This is a genomic window from Nocardia sp. PLKS1-43 (genome assembly GCF_059510335.1).
On record NZ_JCAJZQ010000008.1, the window covers coordinates 187,871 to 208,592 of the forward strand.

At 68.9% G+C, this 20,722-nt stretch carries 18 protein-coding genes; 10 read left to right on the forward strand and 8 right to left on the reverse strand.

Annotated features, from left to right (window positions below; all coding sequences use genetic code 11):
- Window positions 1-146: 146 nt before the first annotated feature.
- Genes AC5WS7_RS26745 through AC5WS7_RS26765 form a run of 5 tightly spaced genes read right to left on the reverse strand, consistent with a single transcriptional unit; the run spans window position 147 to window position 3,568 of the window.
- Window positions 147-1,412, reverse strand: coding sequence for a SatS C-terminal domain-containing protein (locus AC5WS7_RS26745; protein ID WP_495957337.1), 1,266 nt, complete (start codon window positions 1,410-1,412; stop codon window positions 147-149).
- 33 nt (window positions 1,413-1,445) lie between these two features.
- Entirely contained in the window at window positions 1,446-1,778 is a 333-nt protein-coding gene (locus tag AC5WS7_RS26750; protein WP_495957338.1) for a YbaB/EbfC family nucleoid-associated protein, read from the reverse strand.
- A gap of 4 nt (window positions 1,779-1,782) precedes the next feature.
- Window positions 1,783-2,136: a hypothetical protein gene (locus AC5WS7_RS26755; protein WP_495957339.1), complete on the reverse strand. Its 354-nt coding sequence runs from the start codon at window positions 2,134-2,136 to the stop codon at window positions 1,783-1,785.
- On the reverse strand, window positions 2,133-3,248 hold the full coding sequence (locus AC5WS7_RS26760) for a bifunctional WXG100 family type VII secretion target/C40 family peptidase (protein WP_495957340.1): 1,116 nt from the start codon (window positions 3,246-3,248) through the stop codon (window positions 2,133-2,135). The genes AC5WS7_RS26755 and AC5WS7_RS26760 overlap by 4 nt, the downstream gene beginning before the upstream one ends.
- Entirely contained in the window at window positions 3,245-3,568 is a 324-nt protein-coding gene (locus tag AC5WS7_RS26765) for a type VII secretion target (RefSeq protein ID WP_495957341.1), read from the reverse strand. Before AC5WS7_RS26765 ends, AC5WS7_RS26760 begins: the two co-directional genes overlap by 4 nt.
- 147 nt (window positions 3,569-3,715) lie before the next feature.
- On the opposite strand from AC5WS7_RS26765, the gene upp reads away from it, so the two are divergent.
- Window positions 3,716-4,339, forward strand: a complete 624-nt coding sequence (upp, locus tag AC5WS7_RS26770; protein ID WP_495957342.1) for a uracil phosphoribosyltransferase — start codon at window positions 3,716-3,718, stop codon at window positions 4,337-4,339.
- Window positions 4,340-4,349: 10 nt separating this feature from the next.
- On the opposite strand, the gene AC5WS7_RS26775 is transcribed toward upp, so the two are convergent.
- Both AC5WS7_RS26775 and AC5WS7_RS26780 read right to left on the reverse strand, forming a co-directional pair.
- Window positions 4,350-6,284: a phospho-sugar mutase gene (locus AC5WS7_RS26775; RefSeq protein ID WP_495957343.1), complete on the reverse strand. Its 1,935-nt coding sequence runs from the start codon at window positions 6,282-6,284 to the stop codon at window positions 4,350-4,352.
- Between the two features lie 91 nt (window positions 6,285-6,375).
- Window positions 6,376-7,155 (reverse strand): purine-nucleoside phosphorylase, encoded by a 780-nt coding sequence (locus tag AC5WS7_RS26780; RefSeq protein ID WP_495957344.1) that lies wholly within the window; start codon window positions 7,153-7,155, stop codon window positions 6,376-6,378.
- A 142-nt stretch (window positions 7,156-7,297) separates the two neighbouring features.
- On the opposite strand from AC5WS7_RS26780, the gene AC5WS7_RS26785 reads away from it, so the two are divergent.
- The 4 genes from AC5WS7_RS26785 to AC5WS7_RS26800 all read left to right on the forward strand — a co-directional run bounded on the left by AC5WS7_RS26785 (window position 7,298) and on the right by AC5WS7_RS26800 (window position 11,548).
- Window positions 7,298-8,212, forward strand: coding sequence for a ribonuclease Z (locus AC5WS7_RS26785; RefSeq protein WP_495957345.1), 915 nt, complete (start codon window positions 7,298-7,300; stop codon window positions 8,210-8,212).
- A 31-nt stretch (window positions 8,213-8,243) separates the two neighbouring features.
- Complete coding sequence (locus AC5WS7_RS26790; protein ID WP_495957346.1) at window positions 8,244-8,966, forward strand: enoyl-CoA hydratase-related protein; 723 nt, start codon at window positions 8,244-8,246, stop codon at window positions 8,964-8,966.
- 93 nt (window positions 8,967-9,059) lie between these two features.
- Window positions 9,060-10,316: a M20 family metallopeptidase gene (locus AC5WS7_RS26795; RefSeq protein WP_495957347.1), complete on the forward strand. Its 1,257-nt coding sequence runs from the start codon at window positions 9,060-9,062 to the stop codon at window positions 10,314-10,316.
- Between the two features lie 86 nt (window positions 10,317-10,402).
- On the forward strand, window positions 10,403-11,548 hold the full coding sequence (locus AC5WS7_RS26800) for a M20 family metallopeptidase (RefSeq protein WP_495957468.1): 1,146 nt from the start codon (window positions 10,403-10,405) through the stop codon (window positions 11,546-11,548).
- Window positions 11,549-11,823: 275 nt separating this feature from the next.
- On the opposite strand, the gene AC5WS7_RS26805 is transcribed toward AC5WS7_RS26800, so the two are convergent.
- Entirely contained in the window at window positions 11,824-12,297 is a 474-nt protein-coding gene (locus AC5WS7_RS26805; protein ID WP_495957348.1) for a gamma-glutamylcyclotransferase family protein, read from the reverse strand.
- 319 nt (window positions 12,298-12,616) lie between these two features.
- On the opposite strand from AC5WS7_RS26805, the gene AC5WS7_RS26810 reads away from it, so the two are divergent.
- The 5 genes from AC5WS7_RS26810 to glpD all read left to right on the forward strand — a co-directional run bounded on the left by AC5WS7_RS26810 (window position 12,617) and on the right by glpD (window position 20,715).
- The gene (locus AC5WS7_RS26810; protein WP_495957349.1) at window positions 12,617-14,020 is read left to right on the forward strand and encodes an NAD(P)H-quinone dehydrogenase; all 1,404 of its coding nucleotides are present in this window, start codon (window positions 12,617-12,619) and stop codon (window positions 14,018-14,020) included.
- A 329-nt stretch (window positions 14,021-14,349) separates the two neighbouring features.
- Window positions 14,350-15,435 carry a hypothetical protein gene (locus tag AC5WS7_RS26815; RefSeq protein WP_495957350.1) on the forward strand — a complete coding sequence of 362 codons (1,086 nt, stop codon included), beginning with the start codon at window positions 14,350-14,352 and terminating at the stop codon, window positions 15,433-15,435.
- A 103-nt stretch (window positions 15,436-15,538) separates the two neighbouring features.
- Window positions 15,539-16,834: a DUF8176 domain-containing protein gene (locus AC5WS7_RS26820; RefSeq protein WP_495957351.1), complete on the forward strand. Its 1,296-nt coding sequence runs from the start codon at window positions 15,539-15,541 to the stop codon at window positions 16,832-16,834.
- Between the two features lie 100 nt (window positions 16,835-16,934).
- Complete coding sequence (locus AC5WS7_RS26825; RefSeq protein WP_495957469.1) at window positions 16,935-18,104, forward strand: aminotransferase-like domain-containing protein; 1,170 nt, start codon at window positions 16,935-16,937, stop codon at window positions 18,102-18,104.
- Between the two features lie 859 nt (window positions 18,105-18,963).
- On the forward strand, window positions 18,964-20,715 hold the full coding sequence (gene glpD / locus AC5WS7_RS26830; RefSeq protein WP_495957352.1) for a glycerol-3-phosphate dehydrogenase: 1,752 nt from the start codon (window positions 18,964-18,966) through the stop codon (window positions 20,713-20,715).
- The last annotated feature ends 7 nt before the right edge of the window (window positions 20,716-20,722 follow it).

Here is a 20,722-nt window from a genome sequence, read left to right on the forward strand (position 1 = left end):
AAACTGCGGCCGAATAAATGGCGAACAAGACCGCGGTTTTCGGGGCGGCGCCGCCCGCCGCAAACCGACCCGATATGAATTCATCGAGTCTGCCGAAGTTTGCGGAAAAGGTTGTCGTCTTCTTCTACGGAAGTGCCGGCCGGTGCCTAATCCTTGTGCAGGCGGGCTTCGAAGGAGCGTTCCAGAGCGCGCCAGGCTTCGGCCTCGGCGGCGAAGGGCGCGCTGGGCGCCAGCCGGCCCGGGTCGGGTTCGAGCAGATACGAGACGTACGAACCGAGTGAGGTGGACTTGGCCAACGCCTGTTCCACGGTGTCGTCGTCGGCGTAATCCGCCGCGTCGGTGAACAATTCGACCGCGAGATCGAGCTGATCGAGATCGACGGCCTCCGGGCCCTCGGCCAGATCGTCGGCCAGGCCGGGCAGGACGTAGACGTTCTCGTCGGAGACCTCCACCTCGAGCGATCCGTCGATCGCCGCCGTGTGCACCTCGCCGTACGTGCTCACCGCGGCCAGGTCGTGATCGTGGTCGTCGGCCAGGTAGCGGGCCAGGGCGCGCTCGGAGCCGAAGACCGTGATCTGGCCGTTGCTGCCGAGGAACACCGGCTCGTCGTCGAGATAGCAACGCAGCGTGAAGAATTGGCCTTCGGAGGTGACGATCCGGACCGGGTCGATACCGACTCCGTGCCAGAAGGTCTCGTCCTCGTCCTCGTCCTCGTCTTCGGCGTCCTCGTCTTCGGCGTCGAGGTCGACGTGCTCGATCTCGTCGTCCTCGTCATTCTCGGCAGCGTCCTCGGCGTCGACGATATTCTGTTCCGCCGCAAGCAGTTCCGCCTCGGCGACCGATACGGCGTCCGCATCGACCTCCGGCGATTTCACCACCCCGTCGATGGCGTCCACGACCGCGTCCCAATCCTTGACGATGGCCGCGCCGATCTGCCCCCACAGCTCCTCGCCCTCGCGGCCGAAGAACGCGGTCACGCCCGCGGGCAGCGTGCCGATCTCCGGATGCGAGTCGAAGAACTTGGTCACCACCTCGAGTTCGCAGACATCGCCGATCGTGCGAGCCATATCGAGCGTCGCCTCGAGTTCGGCGACGACATCGGGATCGGGATCGCCCGCCGCCAGCTCCGGCACCGCGACCAGATCGAAGATGTGCTCGTCCTCGGGCTCGAGCTCCGCGGCCGACAACTCGGCGACGACCTTCCACGCCGGATGGTCGACCAGATCGTTGTCGTCGTTGGTCCGGATGAACGCGACCAGCTCCGCGACCGAGTCGAACCCGTACAGCGCGTCCTCGTGTCCGAGGAATGCCTCCCACTCGTCCTCACCGTCGCGCCAGCGCGGTGCCCATAGGGTGACGAGATCGCCGTCGGTCAGGCCGAGCTCGATCGGGACGATGTCTCCAGAAGCCATGACCGTGAGCCTATCGACCCTGCGCCTGTGGCACTATTCGGCCCGCCCCCCAACATTTCCCGCCGGCGGTGCGGTGAAGCTCGAATTGAGCGTCGCCACGACCGCCGAGCGCTGTTCGCCCGCATCCTGGGCGGCCTGTGTACAGGCCTGGATGATGGCTTGGCCCACCTCGGCGGGCGGACGGGAGGTGATCGACTCGGCGAGTTGCAGCCCGACCAGGGCGCCGTCGCTGTTCACCTCGACGCTGATCAGACCGTCGTCGGTGGTGTGCCTGCCGCGCACCTGGCCGAGGCCGTGCAGCGCGGCCTCGAGGGCCTCCAGCTTCTCGGTCGCCGCGGCGACGAGAGCGTCCATCTCAGCACTCATACCCTCAGACCTGCCTCATCCAGCTCGTTGGCCCGGTGTCCTCGTCGTCCATGCGGTCCAGCTCGTCCACGGCGGTCTGGCGGGTGGGCAGGCCGAGCTTGTCCAGGATCTCCACCGGCATGCCGGACTCGGCGAGCAACTCCCGCCGCCGCGCCTTGGCCACGATCGCCGAACGCTTGGTCAGGCGCAGGATCTCGGCGGCCAGAGCCGCTGCGCCGTAACGGTATTCGCTGCGCTCGAACTTGATCTCCACCGGCATGCCCTGATCGGTCGCCCGCACGGTGATGGTCCCGGAACGATTGGTGCTCGAGGCGACCGTGACGTTCGGGATCTCCTTCTGCGGCTGCGGCGCGCTCATGACGTGGGCCTGTAGAAGCCGTGGAACGCCATTCCCATGTTCTCCGTTCGAATCGCGTCGATCTGTACCGGATCTCCGGCCTCGACCATCTTTCCGTTACCCACCACCATGGCGACGTGACCATCCCAGATGGCCAGGTCGCCGGGCATCACATCGCCGGGGGCGACCCGTGTGGCGCCCTGACTCTGATCGGCCGCCAGGCGGGGCAGGTCGACACCGGCCTGGCCGTACGCGTATTTCGTCAGACCACTGCAATCCAGGCCCTGACCGGGGGTGTTACCGCCCCACACATAGGGCGTGCCGCAGCAGCCGATCGCCGCCTTCACCGCGGTGGCGGCCTTCTGGTTGGGCGCTTCGACCTGGGTGCCGTCCGGCAGCGTGATCATCACGCCGCCGTTCTTGGTGGTCTTGTCGGTGCTGCTGTTGGCCGCGGTGGAGGTCTTCGAAGACTTGGCCGAGGCCGGCGTGGTCATCGAGCTGACCGCCGAACCGCCGCTGGACAGTACGCCGCCGAGCAGGGACGAGGCCGTCTCCACGCCGCTGCCGGCCTGGGAGATCAGCGAGGCCGTGTTGACCGGGGCGGCGACTGCGGACGGGGTGGACGGGGGCGGGGTCAGCTGGGTCATCGAGGCGGTGTGCGTGTCGAGATCCGAGCGCACCTGCCCGACCACGCCCACCGCCTGGCCGAAGTGGTCGATCGCGGAGGTGACGACCGTGGTCAGGCCCACGGGCGTGGTCGCCGCGGGGCCCAGCACGTTCACCTGGTGCACGAAGTCCTGCAGTATTCCGGCGAGTTTCTGCTGGCCGGTCTGCACCGTGGCGGCGGCCTGGCTGACCACGTCGGCCATGCTCGTGCCGCGATCGGAGATGTTCGCCGCTGAGGTCTGCACCTGCATCGCCTTGTCCATGGCGGCGTCACCGGCGCGGCCGTTCCAGGCGTCGGTCATCTGGTTGATGCTCGTACTACCGGCCCGGTGGATGCCGTCCAACGTCGCCGAGGTCCGGCGCAGCGCATCCGCGGGGCCGCCGGCGGGCAGCACGCCGGTGCCGAAACTGGCGACCAGATCCACCAGCGGTCTGGCCAGGGCGTCGAGATCGATCCCGGCGATCATGCCTGCAACTCTTCCTGTACGGCATGCATGGCGGTGACGCGCTCGGCATCGTTCTCCGCGTAGCTGACCGAGGCGCCGGCCGCGGCGGTGCCCACGGTGCCCAGTACCGCGGACAGCTGCCCGATCGACGCCACGTGCCCGGCGTGGGCGGCGGAGTACGCGGTGAGGAAATCGCCCCCGACGAGCCCGAAGATCGGGCCGAGCAGGGCCGGATCGGCGGCCGCCGCCGCGGTTGCGGCCGAGGCCATTTCACCGGCCAGTCCACCGGCTGTCGCACCGTAGGCGGCAAGGCCCTCGGTGTCGACCGAGATCTTTGGCATCACAATCCCCCATCGTGCTGGTCTGGTGGCAGATTACGTCATCCGAGTGGTTTGACGCAGGCGCCACGAGAACGGTTCCACTCCGCGAGCGAGAAAAACCCGGACGGAGTGCGGGCCGAGCCCCGGTGCAAACCTTATCGTTCCCTCATGCGAACGCACACCGTGGATCATCCGCTCGCTTCGGCTCTGCTGACCATCATGCGCGACGCGCGCACCCCCAACCCGGCTTTCCGTGGCGCACTGCGGGATCTGACCGGAATCCTCATCTACGAGGCACTGCGCGAGGCCCCGCTGACGACGTTCGAGATCAGCACGCCGGTAGCGGACACCGAGGGTGTGCGGCTGGCGCATCCGCCGCTGCTGGTGCCGGTGTTGCGGGCCGGGCTGGGCATGGTGGACGCCGCCAGTGAGCTGATCCCCGAATCGCGCGTCGGCTTCGTCGGCATCGCCCGCGACGAGCGCACCCATCAGCCGGTGCCGTACATGGAGTCGCTGCCCGAATCCCTGGCCGGGGTACCGGTATTCGTGCTGGACCCGATGCTGGCCACGGGCGGTTCGATGCGGCACACCCTGGAATTGCTGGCCGCCCGCGACGCCACCGACATCACGGCGGTGTGCGTCGTCGCCGCGCCCGAGGGCGTCGCGGCGCTCGAGCGGTCCGGGCTGCCGGTCCGGCTGGTCACCGCGACGATCGATACCGGACTCAACGAAAACGCCTATATCGTCCCGGGTCTGGGCGATGCGGGCGATCGCCAGTTCGGTCCACGCTGAGCCGCTCGGCCTACCGGAGGCTCTCGAAATACTTGCGCAGATCGGACAGGCGTTGTGCGGCAGCAAGTTTCGCCTCGGGCAACGCCGCCCGGGAGGATACCTGCTCGATCACCTCGAGGTAGCACTTGAGCTTGGGCTCGGTGCCCGAGGGACGCACCACGATGCGCTGGGTGTCCGCCTCGAAGATCAGCGCGTCGGTGCGCATCGGCCCGCGCACCCGGGCCAGATCGGTGCAGACGACCGGCGTCCCGGCGATGGCGTCCGGCGGATTCTCCCGCAGCCGTTCGAGAACCGCTGCGGCGGCGTCCTGATCGGCCAGCCGCAGGGCCACCTGGTCTCCGGCGTGCAGGCCGAATTCGAGTGCGTAGTCGTCGAGCAGATCGAGCGGGTCGCGATCGCGGGCCCGCAGCCGGGCGACGAGTTCGGCGGCCGCGACCGCCGCGGAGATGCCGTCCTTGTCCCGCACCGCCGCAGGATCCACGCAGTGCCCGATCGCCTCCTCGTACGCGTACACCAACCGGGGTTGCCGGGGCGTGATCGGTGGGCCCGGGTGGTTAGGCTCCGCTGCTGCCACTGTGCCCGAAGGCGGCGCTTGCGAGGCCCGTTCGCGGTTACGCGCGCTGTCTCCTTCGGGCCCGCCGGGCGCGCCGAGCCCTGACCCGATCATGCCGCTCCCGGCCCGCGCGAGCCACTTGAACCCGGTCAGCGTCTCGGCGTAACGGGCGCCGCGCGCCGGGGCCAGCTTGCTCAGCAGCCGCGAGGACACGATCGTGGTCGCCGCCAGAGCGTCGGCGGGTGCGCCGCGCAGCACGAAATCGCCCAGCAGTACCCCGGTTTCGTCACCGCGCAGCATGCGGTGCCCCTGCGGTCCGGGCAGCGCGACGGCGCATCGGTCCGCATCCGGATCCAACGCGATCGCCAGATCGGCATCGATCCGATCGGCCAGTGCCAGCAGCAGGTCCGCGGCGCCCGGCTCCTCCGGATTGGGGAAAGCTACCGTCGGAAAATCCGGGTCCGGCGCGAACTGCTCGATCACGACCTGCACGTCGGTGAACCCGGCCGCGTGCAGCGCCGCGACGGCGAGTTCCCCGCCCACGCCGTGCATCGGCGTCAGCGCGATGCGAAGTTCGTTGCGCCGCAACGGCATAGGAGCGTTCTGCGAAGAGGCTGCCGGTGCCCGGACCGCGTCGCCGGTGGCCGGTGCGCCGGTGGCAGCGGCGGGCGTTCCGGTCGTCGCATCGTGCGCGCCGGGCGCCGCGGCGGCCCGGTCGCGCGGGGCTTCGGTTGCGCCGGTACGGATTTCGGATTCGCCGAGCCGGAGATCGGGCGTATCGGCCCGCAGGCCGGCCGTGCTTGTTTCGACGGGAACCGCGTCGAAACCCCCGAGCCGCGCGGGCAGGGTCGCGACGCGGTCCAGGTAGCGGCGGACGATCTCCTCGCCCAAATCGGCGACCGGAGTGCCGGGTGGGAGCGTGAGCAGTCGCGGATCGGGGGAGGTCGGCCGGGGATCGGCGCGAGGGATCGGTTGACGCACCGCTTCGATGCGCTGTTCGATCTCCGCGTCGGCGGGCGGGATCAGTTGCGAGCCGCCGCTGAGATAGACCTTGTAGCCGTTATCGGTGGCCGGATTGTGCGATGCGGTGATCTGCACTCCGGCCACGGCGCCGAGTTCGCGCACCGCGAAGGCCACGACCGGGGTGGGCAGCGGGCGCGGCAGCGGCAAGACCGAGAATCCGGCGGCGGCCAGCACTTCCGCGGTGGCCGTGGCGAATTCGGCCGATCCGTGCCGGGCGTCGCGGCCGACGATCACCACGCCGCCGCCCAGACAACGCTCACGCAGCCAGTCGGCGAGTCCGGCGGTGGCACGCAGCACCGTGTCGAGGTTCATCCCGTCCGGGCCGTCCCGCAGCGGTCCCCGCAGACCGGCCGTCCCGAATCGCAGCATCAGCACAATCCTTTCCGGCACATCGAGTTTTCCGGCACATCGAACTCCGGGGCGGTCGAGCCGCATCGGCGCGGTTCGCGGATTGGCCGCCTCAGATGCGTTCGAGCACTCCGCGCAGCAGTTTGCCCAGGCGCGGTGCGGCGGCGCGTCCCTCGGCGAGCACCTCGGCATGGGAGAGGTGTTCGCCGGTCACCCCGGCGGCCAGGTTCGTGACCAGTGAGATGCCGAGCACCCGCGCGCCCAGCGCGCGACACGCGATGGCCTCGAGAACCGTCGACATGCCGACCAGATCCGCGCCGACCGTGCCCAGCATGCGGATCTCGGCGGGCGTCTCGTACTGCGGTCCGGTCAGTCCCGCGTACACGCCCTCGGTCAGATCCGGATCGACTTCCTTTGCCAGACGGCGCAATTCGGGATCCCACGCGTCGACCAGATCGACGAACACGGGGCCGTCGAGTGGGGTGCGCCCGGTGAGGTTCAGGTGATCGGAGATCAGCACCGGGTCACCGACCCGCAGCCCCGGGCGGATCCCGCCGGCCGCGTTGGTGAGCAGGACGGTGTCCGCTCCGGCCGCGATCGCCGTGCGCACCCCGTGCACTACCTGTGCGGGGTCGTATCCCTCGTACAGATGCTGACGGCCCATCATCAGCAGGACGGGAGAATCGTTCACCGGAACCGAATGGACGGTGCTCTGGTGGCCCCGGGCGGTGGGCGCGTCGAATCCGGGTAACTCGGTCATCGGCACCGACGCCGCCGGGACGCCGATCTCGGTGGCGGCGTCCTGCCAGCCCGATCCGAGTACGACCGCGATGCGGTGGTGTTGAACTCCGGTGCGCTCGGCCAGCGCCGCCGCGGCCTGTTCGGCAAGCATGTGGTTCACGATAGTGCGGTAGCTCACCGCATGCGGTTTCCGGGTGACCTGCCGTCGTACGGAGTGCCTGGTAGCGTCGCGCACGCCCGGACCCGCGGAACGCGGGTGGACGTCGTGTCGAAAATGTGGTGGGAACAGAGTCGTGACTGCGCGTGAGCTCGTCGTGCTGGGGACGGCCAGCCAGGTGCCGACCCGCCAGCGTAACCACAACGGGTATCTGCTGCGCTGGGACGGCGAGGGGCTGCTGTTCGACCCCGGCGAGGGCACCCAGCGGCAGATGTCGTTCGCGGGCGTGTCGGCGGCCTCGATCACCCGGATCTGCCTGACCCACTTCCACGGCGATCACTGCCTCGGCCTGCCGGGGGTGCTCGCGCGCCTGAACCTGGATCAGGTGACGCATCCGGTCGACATCTGCTTCCCGGCCGCGGGCCGCGAGTTCTATTGCCGGTTGCGCGACGTGGTGCCGTACTTCGCCGGTCTGCGCGAACGGCCGATCGACGCGGCGGGGCCGATCCCGTTGCCGGACACCGCGTTCGAGGTCGAGGCGATCCGGCTGGACCATCGCGTCGAGACCTTCGGCTACCGGTTGATCGAGCCCGACGGCCGGCGCATCCTGCCCGACCGGCTGGCCGAATTCGGCATCTCCGGACCGGATGTCGGCCGTTTGCAGCGCGAGGGTTCGCTACGGCTCGCCGAGGATCGGGTCGTCACCCTGGACGAGGTCTCCACGGTGCGCCGGGGGCAGCGGTTCGCCTTCGTCATGGACACCCGGATGTGTTCCGGGGTAACGCAATTGGCGCAAGATGCGGATATGCTCGTGATCGAGGCGACCTTCCTGGACACCGACGCCGGCCTGGCGCACGAGTACGGTCACCTCACCGCCGCGCAGGCCGCCCAGGTGGCCCAGGCCGCGGGCGTGCGAACCCTGGTACTCACCCATTTCTCCCAGCGTTACGCCGATCTCGAGGACCACCGGCTCGAGGCGAGCAAATATTTCGACGGCGAGTTGGTCGTGGCCGAGGATCTGATGCGGGTGCCGATACCGACTCGCCGGTAACTTGTGCGGCCGCGTCGTTATGCTGCTGCGTATGCCGTATTTGGAACGTGACGGGGCCGTGTTCGTGCTCTACCTCGGCAACGAGGGCCAGACCGATACCGAGAACCGCTTCCACCCCGACTGGATCGACACCTTCCACGGGTTGCTGGACGAGGTCGAACAAGCCGGTGTCACGCCCGGGCAGCCGAGTCCGCCGGCCGCGCTGGTCACCGTCTCGACCGGCAAATTCTTCAGCAACGGTCTGGACACCGACTGGCTGTTCGGCAACTTCGACCGCAGCGGCTGGTATCTGGACCGGGTGCACAGCATGTTCAGCCGCCTGCTCACCTTCCCCATGGCCACGGTCGCGGCCGTGAACGGTCACGCCTTCGGCGCTGGCGCGATGCTGGCCACCTCGCACGACTTCCGGGTGATGCGCGCCGATCGCGGGTACTGGTGCCTGCCGGAGGTCCATCTGGGCATGCCGTTCACGGTGGCGATGAACGCGCTGGTGACCGAGCGGCTGAGCAATCAGGTCGCGGTCGAGGCGATGACCACCGGACGTCGCTACGGCGCGGATGACGCGATCGCCGCCGGAATCGTCGACGCCAAGGCCGATCCGGAGGTCCTGCTGGCCGCCGCGGTCGAGCGCGCCGCCGCGCTGGCCGGTAACCGCAAGCCGAATCTGCCGGTCATCAAGCGCGCCCTGCACGGCCGCGCGCTGGCCGGGCTCGCGGTGCCGACCACCCAGGACAACCTGGCCTTCCAGGTCTGACCGGAGCCGTACGCCCGCGGGTCGCCGGTGCCGGACCCGCGGTCGTCCCGGCCAACAGCGCGCAACCTGCCGGTCGGGTGCGAGACTGATGCCATGGCATATCGCGGCGCCGACCCACAGCCCGAGCCTGCGGATCCGTCGCCCGATCCGGTCCTCGCGGCGGCCGATCCGACGCTCACCGCGGCCGCCGACGCCGGTATCGCCCGCGCCGCCGCGGAGCTGATCGCGCTGTCGCACTCGATCCACGCCGAACCCGAACTGGCCTTCGCCGAGGTCCGCAGCGCCGCCAAAACCCTCGCGCCGCTGCGCGAGCGCGGGTTCAGCGTGGACGCCGGAGTCGCCGGACTGGATACCGCGTTCACCGCGACCTATGGTCACGGCCCCCTGGTCGTGGGAATCTGCGCCGAATACGACGCGTTGCCCGGCATGGGTCATGCCTGCGGGCACAACATCATCGCCGCCGCGGCGGTGGGTGCGGCACTCGGGCTGGCCGAGGTGGCCGATGCGTGCGGGATCACGGTGAAGGTGTTCGGCACGCCGGCCGAGGAGAGCGGCGGTGGCAAGGTGCTCATGCTCGAACGCGGCGTGTTCGACGGCGTGGCGATGGCGATGATGATCCATCCGGGGCCGCACGACATCGCCGGTGCGCGCTCACTGGCCCTGGCCGATCTGTCCATCACGTATCGCGGCCGGGCCGCACATGCCAGCGCGGCCCCCGAACACGGCCGCAACGCCGGTGACGCGGTTACCGTCGCGCAGGTCGCGCTGGGGTTGCTGCGTCAACATCTCGCGCCCGGGCAGCAACTGCACGGTATAGTCGAATCCGGCGGCGTGGCCCCCAACATCGTGCCCGAGCGCGCGGAACTGCTGTATTACCTACGGGCAGCCGACTCCGCAAGCCTGGACGATCTGATGCGACGGGCATCGGCTTGTTTCGAGGCGGGAGCGCTGGCTACCGGAACCACCCACGACATCCGGATGCTCGCGCCCACGTATACCGAGCTCACACCCGATGCGGCAGTACTGTGTGCCTACCGCGAGCAGCTGGCCGGTATCGGACGCGTACCGCTACCGCCGGAACTCGAGGCAGCACGTCCACTGGGCAGCACCGATATGGGCAACGTCACCAACGTCATCCCGGGCATCCACCCGGTCATCGGGATCGATGCCGCGGGAGCTGTGACGCATCAGCCGCGATTCGCGGCGGCGTGCGTCACCGAATCCGCGGATGCGGCGGTGATCGACGGGGCCACGGTGTTGGCGCGTACCGCGATACAAGTTGCGGGCGATCAATTCCATAGGGAACGGTTGTTGGAACACAGCGTTCAGCGACAGGAGGATTTTCGGTGAGCACAGATGGCCGAACCGCGGCGGCGGCAGGCCCGGACACGACGGCCTCGGCGGACGAACCCGGCAGTCCGGCCGCGGGGCGCGCGATCGTCGACGCGTGGCTCCGCGACAACGCGGACGATCTGATCGGGTGGCGGCGGCATCTGCACACCAACCCCGAGTTGTCCCGCACCGAATTCGCGACGACGGAGTTCGTGGAGTCCTGGCTGGTCAAGGCCGGACTCGAGCCTCGCAAACTGCCCACCGGCACCGGTCTGCTGTGTGATATCGGCCCCGGCGGCCCGCGGATCGCCCTGCGTGCGGATATGGACGCGCTGCCGTTGCAGGAGTACACCGGGCTGCCCTTCGCCTCGACCGTGCCGGGCGTCTCGCACGCCTGCGGTCACGACGCGCACACCGCGATTCTGCTGGGCGTGGCCTCGGCGCTGGCCGAGGTGCCGAATCTGCCGGTCGGCGTCCGGCTGGTCTTCCAGCACGCCGAGGAGGTCATGCCCGGCGGAGCGATCGATATGGTCGCCGCGGGCGCGATGGAGGACGTCTCCCGGACGTTCGCGCTGCACTGCGATCCCCGGCTCGAGGCCGGGCGGGTCGGGGTGCGGGTGGGTCCGATCACCTCGGCCGCGGACACCGTGGAGCTGGTGCTCGATTCGCCCGGCGGGCACACCTCGCGACCGCATCTGACCAGCGATCTGGTGTACGCGATCGGCACGGTCATCACCGGCTTGCCCGGATTGCTGAGCCGCCGGATCGATCCGCGCACCAGCACCGTGATGGTGTGGGGCGCGGTCTCGGCGGGCAAGGCGCCCAACGCGATTCCGCAGACCGGCATGCTCACCGGCACCGTCCGCACCGGCGATCACGCGACCTGGTCGCTGCTCGAACCGACGGTGCGCGAGATCGTCGACGGCCTGCTCGCGCCCACCGGCGTGCGGTATCAGCTGAACTACAAGCGCGGCGTCCCGCCGGTGGTCAACGACGAACAGGCCACCCGGATGTTCGAGGATGCCATCCGCGCGATCGGCCCCGACGCGCTGTCCGACACCCCGCAGTCCGGCGGCGGCGAGGACTTCTCCTGGTACCTCGAACAGGTTCCCGGCGCGATGGCCCGGCTGGGCGTGTGGTCCGGCCACGGCGAACAGCTCGACCTGCACCAGCCCACATTCGACCTGGACGAACGCGCCCTCGCCGTCGGTGTGCGGGTGCTGACCAACCTGGTCCTGAACGCGCGCTAGCTCACCCGCCACTCACGACGGCAGCATCCACATCGGATGCTGCCGTTGCGTTTCGAGCCCCACGGCAGCCGGCAATCCCACACCCGCGCATCGCGCTCTCACCTGAGAATCGCGACGTGCGTGCTCTCCCGGCCCCGCGCGGAGCGAGCCTTCGAGCGACCGTTCGCGGCCGGCTCGCCGCTGAGCACTCGAAGCGCATGGGCGGAGCCCGAGTCTCGAGTGCTCAGCGGCGAGCCTTCGGGGCCGCGAACACGCCGGAGCGGAGCGGAGGCCAATTACACAGCTCCCGGACCGACGTTGCGGGAGTTCCGGGTACGCAGCGCGTGAACGTATTCGGCTGGGGCTCCGGCCTTTTCGGCGGCGTCGGCGATGACGCCGATGTAGCGGGCCGAGGGCAGGCCGCCCTCGTAGGCGTCCAGGACGTACAGCCAGGCGAGCACCGGTTGCGAGCCGGTGCCCGAACTCGGGGTGACGCGCAGCCGGATCTTCTTGTGTATGCCGAAATCCGAGCCCTCCCAGCGGTCCAGGCTCGCCTCGTCCTCGTCGGGGACGTCGTACAGCACGACGAACACCCGAGCCCCTGGCTCCTCGACCACCGTCGCCAGCGGTCCCTCCCAGCCGATGTCGTCTCCGGCGAAGGTCAGGCGCCAGCCCTCCAACCAACCGGTTCCGTACACGGGGGAGTGCGGACAGCGCTTGAGCATCTGCTCGGGATCCATATTGGATCCATATGCGGCGTATATCGGCACCAGGCAAGAGTATCGAATGACCGCGCGCACTCGCCCCCATCCCGCCCATCCGATATCCGGCGCCCGGATCGGGTGCCCCGCGACAACCGCTCGGACGTGCGCGAAGACGCTCGCGAACGAATCGGTGCGCGAGGCGCCGCCGCGCTGGTGGGATGGTCCGGCGATCGCCGGGCACTCGGGGTAACCGCACGCGGCGGTGGCCCGCTGACGACCGCGCGCCGGGCCGCAAACCTGCGGCGGCCGAGCCTGCGTGTCGCCGCACAGATACCCTTTCCACGACCGGAGATCCCGATCGAACAGCACGAAGGCGGAGGTATCCATGACCCGCATTGCAATCATCGGCGGTGGCCCGGCGGGCTACGAGGCCGCGTTGGTGGCCGCAGCGCACGGCGCGGAGGTCACCGTGATCGATCGCGACGGCGTCGGTGGCGCATGCGTGCTGTGGGACTGCGTGCCCTCCAAGACGTTCATCGCCTCCACCGGCGTGCGCACCGATCTGCGCCGCGCCCGGGACCTGGGGATCACCCTGCATCCGGCGCAGGCCCAGGTGCGGTTGTCCGAGGTGAACTCCCGGGTCAAGGCGCTCGCGCAGGCGCAGTCCTCCGATATCCGCGCCAAACTCCAGGCCGCCGGCGTCACCATCCTGAACGGGGACGGTGAACTGATCGATCAGATTCCGGGCCTGGCCACCCATATGGTGCGCGCCAGGATGGCCGACGGCGCCGAACGGGTGCTCGAGGCGGAGGTCGTGCTGATCGCCACCGGCGCGAGTCCGCGCGTGCTGCCCGGGGCCGAACCGGACGGTGAGCGAATCCTGAACTGGCGGCAGCTGTACGACCTGCAGGAACTGCCGAAGACGCTGGTGGTCGTCGGATCCGGCGTCACCGGTGCGGAATTCGTCAACGCCTACACCGAGATGGGCGTGCAGGTGAAACTCGTGTCCAGCCGGGACCGGATGATGCCCGGCGAGGACGCCGACGCCGCACTCGTCCTCGAGGACGCGCTGGCCGAACGCGGTGTGGAACTGGTCAAGCAGGCGCGCGCGGACGCGGTGGAGCGCACCGCGGACGGCATCGTGGTCAAACTCTCCGACGGCCGCACGGTCACCGGCTCGCATGCCCTGATGACGGTCGGTTCGACCCCGAACACCGGCAACCTCGGCCTGCAGCGGATCGGCATCGAACTGGACCGCGGCGGCTACCTGCGGGTGGACCGGGTCTCGCGCACGTCGGTTCCGGGTGTGTACGCCGCGGGCGACTGCACCGGACTGCTCCCGCTGGCCTCGGTGGCGGCGATGCAGGGCCGGATCGCGATGTATCACGCACTCGGCGAAGGGGTGCAGCCGATCCGGCTCAAGACGGTGGCCTCGGCGGTGTTCACCCGCCCCGAGATCGCCACGGTCGGGGTGAGCCAGAACGCGATCGATGATGGTGAGGTCCCGGCGCGCACGGTGATGCTGCCGCTGAACACCAATCCCCGGGCCAAGATGTCCGGACTGCGACGCGGTTTCGTGAAGATCTTCTGTCGCCCGGCGACCGGTGTGGTGATCGGCGGTGTGGTGGTGGCCCCGATCGCCTCGGAGCTGATCCTGCCGATCGCGATGGCGGTGCAGAACAACCTCACCGTGAACGATCTGGCGCAGACCTTCTCGGTGTATCCGTCGCTGTCCGGTTCGATCACCGAGGCGGCTCGCCAGTTGATGCGGCACGACGACCTCGGTTGACCCCGGCCGCACGGCATTCGGCGAGCTCTCCCGCGGCGCCCGATCAGCCCCCTCGACGACGTGTCATACGGGAACGAGTGCGTTTGCGCCAGTGGGAATTCGGTTCATGTTGCCGGAAACCTGTTCGTATGATTCACTTCCCGCAGAGATGTGAGTGGTGGGTCGGTTGGCAGGTTTCGTGTGCGGGGGGATGGTGCCTTTCCCGACCGGAATTCGCGAGCGACCTCCGGGGTCGCGGCAGCGGTCCGGCATCTGATGAGGGACAACGGGAGCGCGGTAGGCCTTGCGGGACGTGACGGCGGCCGCGCTCGGGAAAGGGACTGCGAGCAGTGAAACATCATCGTAGTAAGCCGAATCGGGTGCAGCGCGCGGTGGCGACGTCGTTGCCGCTGGCCACCGCGGCCGCCGTTGCCACTCTGCTGGCGGCGCCGGCCGGTGCGGACCCGGTTGGTCCGTCCGCGGTTCCCACCACGCCCGCCCAGCCGGGCGGCACGCAGGCGGGTAACCCCTCGACGCAGAATCAGGCCCCGACGCAACCGGGCGTCACCAAGCCGGGCCAGCAGTCGAACGACACCAACACGCCGCAGCCCGGTGTGACCTCGCCCCAGCCGGGCGTGACCGCACCGCAGCCGGGAGTCACCCAGCCCAATTCCGATGGGACGCAACCGAATCAGAGTCTGACCGGTCCCGTCCAGCCGGGTGTGACGACGCCACGTGTCGCGCCGCTGCCGGTGCCGGGGCAGAACGCCCAGGAGCAGAACGGCCCGGCGCAGCCGGCCATCATGCCCGGCCCGAACGAGACCCAGCCGCAGCCTGACCAGCAGCCGCAGCCGAGCCAGGACAACACCAACACCCTGAACGGCCCGTCCGGCAACGGCAATGCCCATCAGGGCACCGTGCAGGCCCCGCCGCGTTGGAACTCGCCAAGCCTGCACTCCGCCCCGGCCGCGCCGGTCGTGCAGATGAACGGTCCGCACACCGAGGTCGGCGCGAATGTCGACGGCGGTAGTGTCGCGCCCGGTTACGTGGCCAATACGCACCACTTCAACAACGCCAACGGTTATGTCGGCACGGTCGGCTACCGGACGCCCACGGGCACCGGCGATGCGGGTGTCTCGATCGAGTACGTCGAGGCCAACAAGATCAAGGTCACCACGTACACCCACACCACGGGTATCGATGACCTCAAGGCCCGCACCGGTTTCAACGACGTCAAGAACGAGACCTACGTCGACTCGACCCAGGCCAACGCGGCCAAGGCGGCGGTCGAGGGCTGGATCCGGATGCAGCCGGGCGGGGTCGCGGCACTCGATGCGGCCGCGCACGTTGGTAAACTGCCCGAGGGGAATTACGCCCCGCAGACGGTGAATGTCGCCGGTGTCACCACCCAGTGGAGCGGTTCGGTCCAGAACTGAAATTCCGTACGGGCGGGCCGGAAGGCGCCGGTGCAAGCTGATTCGACGTGGGGCGGTCGTTGGTTGACCGCCCCACGCGGGTGTCATGGGGAAGGAACGGGTGATGGCCTCCATGGACGATGCGGAACACGACGAATCGGGGGAGTCGGTTCCGTCGTCGCGCGATCGTGGCGAGTCGGCCTTCGGGCCGCCGACGTCCGAATTCGGCCCGCCGGTAGGTGAATTCGGTCCTCCCGTGGACGCGTTCGGCCCGCCGACCGCCACTGGGAAACCGGTGGGATGGCAGCCCGCCGACGGTCCGGAACGTCCCACCATCGGATGGCAGCCCGCGGACATACCCGAGCGGCCCAGCCTCGGCTGGCAGCCGGTCGATCAGCCCGCGCAACCGACAGTTCCCGCGCCGCCGCAGCAGTATCGTGCGCCGGATTCGACGGGTTCGCGGGAGATCGTGCAGCCGCAGCAGTATCGTGCGCCGGATTCGACCGGTTCGCGGGAGATCGTGCAGCCGCAGCAGTATCGCGCGCCGGATTCGACCGGTTCGCAGGAGACGGTCCGGTATCCGGATCAGTCCGTCGCTCAGCAGGGCGGGCCGGATACGGGTGCACGTTGGCGGACCGCGCCGCCGCGCCCGTCCGAACAGTCCGCCGATGCGCCGAAGCCCCAGTACGGGCAGACCGGACAGCCGCGCTCGCTGTGGGATGACGACGATCTGGCCAAGAAGCTCGCAGCTCCGCGTGAGCCCAGCGTCGCCGCCCGAGGCTCCGGCTCCGGCAAGGGTTCTTCCTCCGGCTCGCTGTGGGATGACGAGGATCTGGTCCTGAAGGTCGGCGGTACCTCCGGACGCCAGGTCTCCACGCCGCCCGCCGACCGGCCACGGCGTAACCGCGGTGTGTTGATCGGCGGGATCGCCGCGGCGGTCGTCGTGGTGGTGGCGATCGTGGGAGTGATCGTGTTCGCCATGCGCGGGAAGGGGGACACCAGCACTTCCGCCGCCGCGACGTCGGCCCCGGCGGCCGGATCGGGGTTGGATTGCGCCGCCAAGACGACCCCGACGATGGTCGTCGGAAATGGGCCCGGGGATACCAACAGCGGGCCGGGGGCGATTCTGGGTTACTGGCATGCGCTCATCGTCGATCGTGACGCGCGGCTGATGCACAGCTTCTCGGCGCCGAACGTGAACCTCCAGCCGGTACAGGAACTGCAGGCCACGATCGACGCGCAAATTCCGAAGGGCGCGACCTTCTGCGCGACGATCACGCTGCAGGCACCGGGCCAGTACAGCGTTGTGGTCACCCAGCGTGATCCCAGCGGCAAGATAACCGGTTACAACCCGGAGGTAATTACGACCGCAGTCGTCGGAGGTAAGACTCTCGTGCAGCTGACCCGGGTGCTGAATTGACCACAATGTGGGATTTTGGTTTCACGATTTGAGTTACCGCGTGCGATGGTGAATGTGTTCGAAGCTTCGCCCTCGCACTCGGAGGTATCCCGTGTCGCCGATCGCACCCTCGCTGTCCAGTCGTCTCGATGGCCTGCGGAGTTCGGCGATTCGTGACCTGCTGAAGCTGACCGAGCGGCCGGAGGTGATAGGCCTGGCCGGTGGCCTGCCGGACGAGCAGCTGATGCCGCGTGACCGGATCGCCCGTGCCGCCGAGTCGGCGCTGTCCGATCGGTCGCGGTTGCAGTACACGCAATCGGCGGGCTGGGGACCGTTGCGCGACGTGCTCGCTGCGCGCGAGTCGACCCGGCTGGGCCGATCGGTGCCGGTGGGGGAGATTTTCGTCACTCACGGCTCGCAGCAAGCGTTGTCGCTACTGGGTGAGGTGCTGTTGGACCCGGGTGCGTTGGTCGTGGTGGAGGACCCGGCCTATGTCGGTGCGTTGCAGGTCTTCCGTGCTGCCGGGGCGCGCATCGTGTCGGTTCCGCTGGACCAGCAGGGTATGCGCGTCGATGTTCTCGGCGAACTGCTCCGGCGTGGTGAGCGTCCGGCGGTCGTGCATACGGTCAGCAACTTCCATAATCCGCGAGGCGTGACGCTGAGCGCGCGGCGTCGCGCGGAACTGGCCGGGCTCGCCGACCGGTACGGCTTCTGGGTGATCGAGGACGATCCCTACGGCGAGCTCTGGTTCGATCGCCCGTCACCCGATCCGGTCGCGACCTACTCGCCCAATGTGATCCGGCTGTCCAGTGCCTCCAAGATCCTCGCGCCCTCACTGCGTGCGGGCTGGATGGTCGCGCCGGACTCGGTGTGCCGCGGTGTGGAACTGCTCAAACAGGGCGCGGACCTGTGCGGTTCGGCGCTGACCCAGCAGATCACCGCCGAACTACTCGCCGACGCGGATTGGCTTGCCGCGCATGTGAATACAGTGCGAAATAGCTACGGCGAGCGGGCGAAGGCGCTCGTCGGCGCGCTCCGGGAACGGTTCGGGGACCGGGTCGTCAGCACCGACGCCACCGGCGGCATGTTCGTCTGGGCAGCTTTCACCGACGGCACCGACACCTCCGAATCGCTCTCGCGCGCAGTCGATCATGGTGTCGCCTATGTTCCCGGGTCCGCATTCGCGGTCGAATCGGACTACCGCAACGCAATGCGCCTGTGCTTCACCACATTCGACGCGCCGGTTCTGCACGAGGCGGTGGATCGGCTGGCTCGCGCCCTCGGCGCGTAGCGAAAGACACTGTGGCACAAGATTTTGCGTCCGGATCGGACATCATTTGCGCCTGGATCGAGGTGTCGCACCTGTTACGTCCCCCCGGGTAAGTCATCTGAAGGGAGCAGATCATGATTGCGAAATTCATTGCGGGAGCGGCGCTTGTGGTGAGCGTCGCTTCGTTCGGGGCGGGCATGGCGCAGGCCGACTGTCCCCCGACGCAGCCGGGAGGGGTACAGCCGGGTGTATGCAACAACCCTTCCGCGCCGCCGCTGCCGCCGCCTCCTACGCAGCCCGGAGTCGGACCTGGACCAAGCTAGCCTTCGATGGTGGAATCTCCGGCCTGCGCGCGAGGGTGACTGCCGGACAATGAGAGCTGTGCCCGGCCGATCCGATCTGCCGGGACAGCCGCCTCCTGGCGGCGTGGGAGTCCGGATCGATGGGGCGATTCGGGGCTCGCTCGCCGTTCGACGGCCGGGCCGGTGTGCTTCCACCGGTCCGAAGGCGCCGGACCCGCATGGGGCGTGCCGGCCGGGAGTGATCGGATGCTGAAAATCGCCCGCGGGCCGGCCGGCAATGTAGCCGAGGCGCTGTCAGCGGTACCCCCCTTGCCCGGCGGATGTGCTCTGCCGGGCAAGGGTGCATCTCGATCTCGATGTGCGGGAAAGGCTGGTCCGGGTATGCCCTTCGGGGCGTAGCGCCTCGGTGCCGGGGTAGTGCACTACTGTGAGGGCAGCTACTGGCCGGTAACGGGTTGGGGTGCGAGACGGGGCCGTGCGTATGTCGGGCGGCATTCGGTGATCTCCGGCCCGGGACCGATCGACCAGGACAAGGGCGTCACCAACGAGCGTTTCGGCAATGGCTGGAGGAGTCGAGGATGACGAAGACATCGCAATCGCAGTCTCGGTCGGCCGCGGAGTTGGGGCCCGCGCAGCGGGTGGCCGCGTGGGAGCGACTGGGGCGGGATCATTTCGACGTGGTCGTCATCGGCGGCGGGGTGGTCGGCGCGGGTATCGCGCTGGACGCGGCCACTCGCGGGCTCGAGGTCGCGCTGGTGGAGGCGCGCGATCTGGCCTCGGGTACGTCGAGCCGCTCGTCCAAGATGTTCCACGGTGGGCTCCGGTATCTCGAGCAACTGGATTTCGGGCTGGTGCGCGAGGCGCTGCACGAACGCGAGTTGAGCCTGAAAACCCTTGCGCCGCATCTGGTCAAGCCGCTGCGGTTCCTGTATCCGCTGACCCATCGGCTCTGGGAACGTCCCTACGTCGCTTCCGGGCTGGTGCTGTACGACACCATGGGCGGTGCGAAATCCGTTCCGGGACAACATCATCTGACTCGATCGGCGGCGCTGCGGCTGTCTCCCGGAATCCGGCGGGACGCACTGATCGGCGGAGTCACCTACTACGACACGGTCGTCGACGACGCCCGGCACACCATGACCGTGGCCCGCACCGCGGCGCACTACGGCGCGGTCGTCCGGACCTCAACGCAGGTGGTGGGATTTCTGCGCGAGGCCGATCGCGTGGTCGGGGTGAAGGTGCGCGACAGCGAGGACGGCCGCACCACCGAGGTGCGCGGTCACGTGGTGATCAATGCGACGGGCGTGTGGACCGACGAGATCCAGGCGCTGTCGAACCAGCGCGGCCGGTTCCACGTGCGCGCCTCCAAAGGCGTGCACATCGTGGTGCCGCGCGATCGGATCACCAGCGATGCCGCGCTCATCCTGCGCACTGCGACCTCGGTGCTCTTCGTCATCCCGTGGGGTGCGAGCCACTGGATCATCGGGACCACCGATACCGACTGGAATCTCGACCTCGCCCACCCCGCGGCGACCAAGGCCGACATCGCCTATCTGCTCGAGCGCGTGAACCAGGTTCTGGTCACCCCGCTCACCCACGAGGACATCCAGGGCGTCTACGCCGGACTGCGACCGCTGCTGGCTGGGGAGAGCGATGAGACCTCCAAGCTCTCCCGCGAACATGCCGTCGCGCGGATCTGTCCCGGCTTGGTGGCGATCGCGGGCGGCAAGTACACCACCTACCGCGTGATGGCGTACGACGCGGTGGACGCCGCGGCGCAGGACATCCCGCAGCGGGTCTCGCCCTCGATCACCGAGAAGGTGCCGCTGCTCGGTGCGGACGGCTATTTCGCCCTGCTCAACCAGGCCCAACAGCTGGCCCAGAGCTACGGTGTGCATCCCTATCGCATCGAACATCTGCTCGATCGCTACGGCTCGCTGGTCACCGACGTGCTCGATCTCGCGGCCGGCGAACCCGATCTGCTGCAACCGATCACCGAGGCCCCGACGTATCTGCGGGTGGAGGCGATCTACGCGGCCACCGCCGAGGGCGCGCTGCATCTGGACGACATCCTGGCCCGCCGCACCCGCATCTCGATCGAGTATTCCCATCGCGGCGTGGCCTGCGCCGAGGAGACCGCTCGGCTGGTCGCGCCGATCCTGGGCTGGAATGCGGAACGCACGGCCCGGGAGGTCGAAACCTACAACGCGCGGGTGGATGCCGAGGTCTGTTCCCAGACACAACCGGACGACGTGTCGGCCGACGCCCTGCGCGCCGCTGCTCCCGAACCGCGCCCGGAGATCCTCGAGCCCGTCCCGGCCGATGGCTGAACCATGG

Bases quoted from the DNA above. Each gene is read 5' to 3' on its own strand.
- AC5WS7_RS26810 (WP_495957349.1), top strand. From the start codon at position 12,617: ATGACCCGCATTGCAATCATCGGCGGTGGCCCGGCGGGCTACGAGGCC.
- AC5WS7_RS26795 (WP_495957347.1), top strand. From the start codon at position 9,060: ATGGCATATCGCGGCGCCGACCCACAGCCCGAGCCTGCGGATCCGTCG.
- AC5WS7_RS26820 (WP_495957351.1), top strand. From the start codon at position 15,539: ATGGCCTCCATGGACGATGCGGAACACGACGAATCGGGGGAGTCGGTT.
- upp (WP_495957342.1), top strand. From the start codon at position 3,716: ATGCGAACGCACACCGTGGATCATCCGCTCGCTTCGGCTCTGCTGACC.
- AC5WS7_RS26750 (WP_495957338.1), bottom strand. From the start codon at position 1,778: ATGAGTGCTGAGATGGACGCTCTCGTCGCCGCGGCGACCGAGAAGCTG.
- AC5WS7_RS26790 (WP_495957346.1), top strand. From the start codon at position 8,244: ATGCCGTATTTGGAACGTGACGGGGCCGTGTTCGTGCTCTACCTCGGC.
- AC5WS7_RS26745 (WP_495957337.1), bottom strand. From the start codon at position 1,412: ATGGCTTCTGGAGACATCGTCCCGATCGAGCTCGGCCTGACCGACGGC.
- AC5WS7_RS26760 (WP_495957340.1), bottom strand. From the start codon at position 3,248: ATGATCGCCGGGATCGATCTCGACGCCCTGGCCAGACCGCTGGTGGAT.
- AC5WS7_RS26765 (WP_495957341.1), bottom strand. From the start codon at position 3,568: ATGCCAAAGATCTCGGTCGACACCGAGGGCCTTGCCGCCTACGGTGCG.
- glpD (WP_495957352.1), top strand. From the start codon at position 18,964: ATGACGAAGACATCGCAATCGCAGTCTCGGTCGGCCGCGGAGTTGGGG.
- AC5WS7_RS26780 (WP_495957344.1), bottom strand. From the start codon at position 7,155: ATGCTTGCCGAACAGGCCGCGGCGGCGCTGGCCGAGCGCACCGGAGTT.
- AC5WS7_RS26775 (WP_495957343.1), bottom strand. From the start codon at position 6,284: ATGCTGCGATTCGGGACGGCCGGTCTGCGGGGACCGCTGCGGGACGGC.
- AC5WS7_RS26755 (WP_495957339.1), bottom strand. From the start codon at position 2,136: ATGAGCGCGCCGCAGCCGCAGAAGGAGATCCCGAACGTCACGGTCGCC.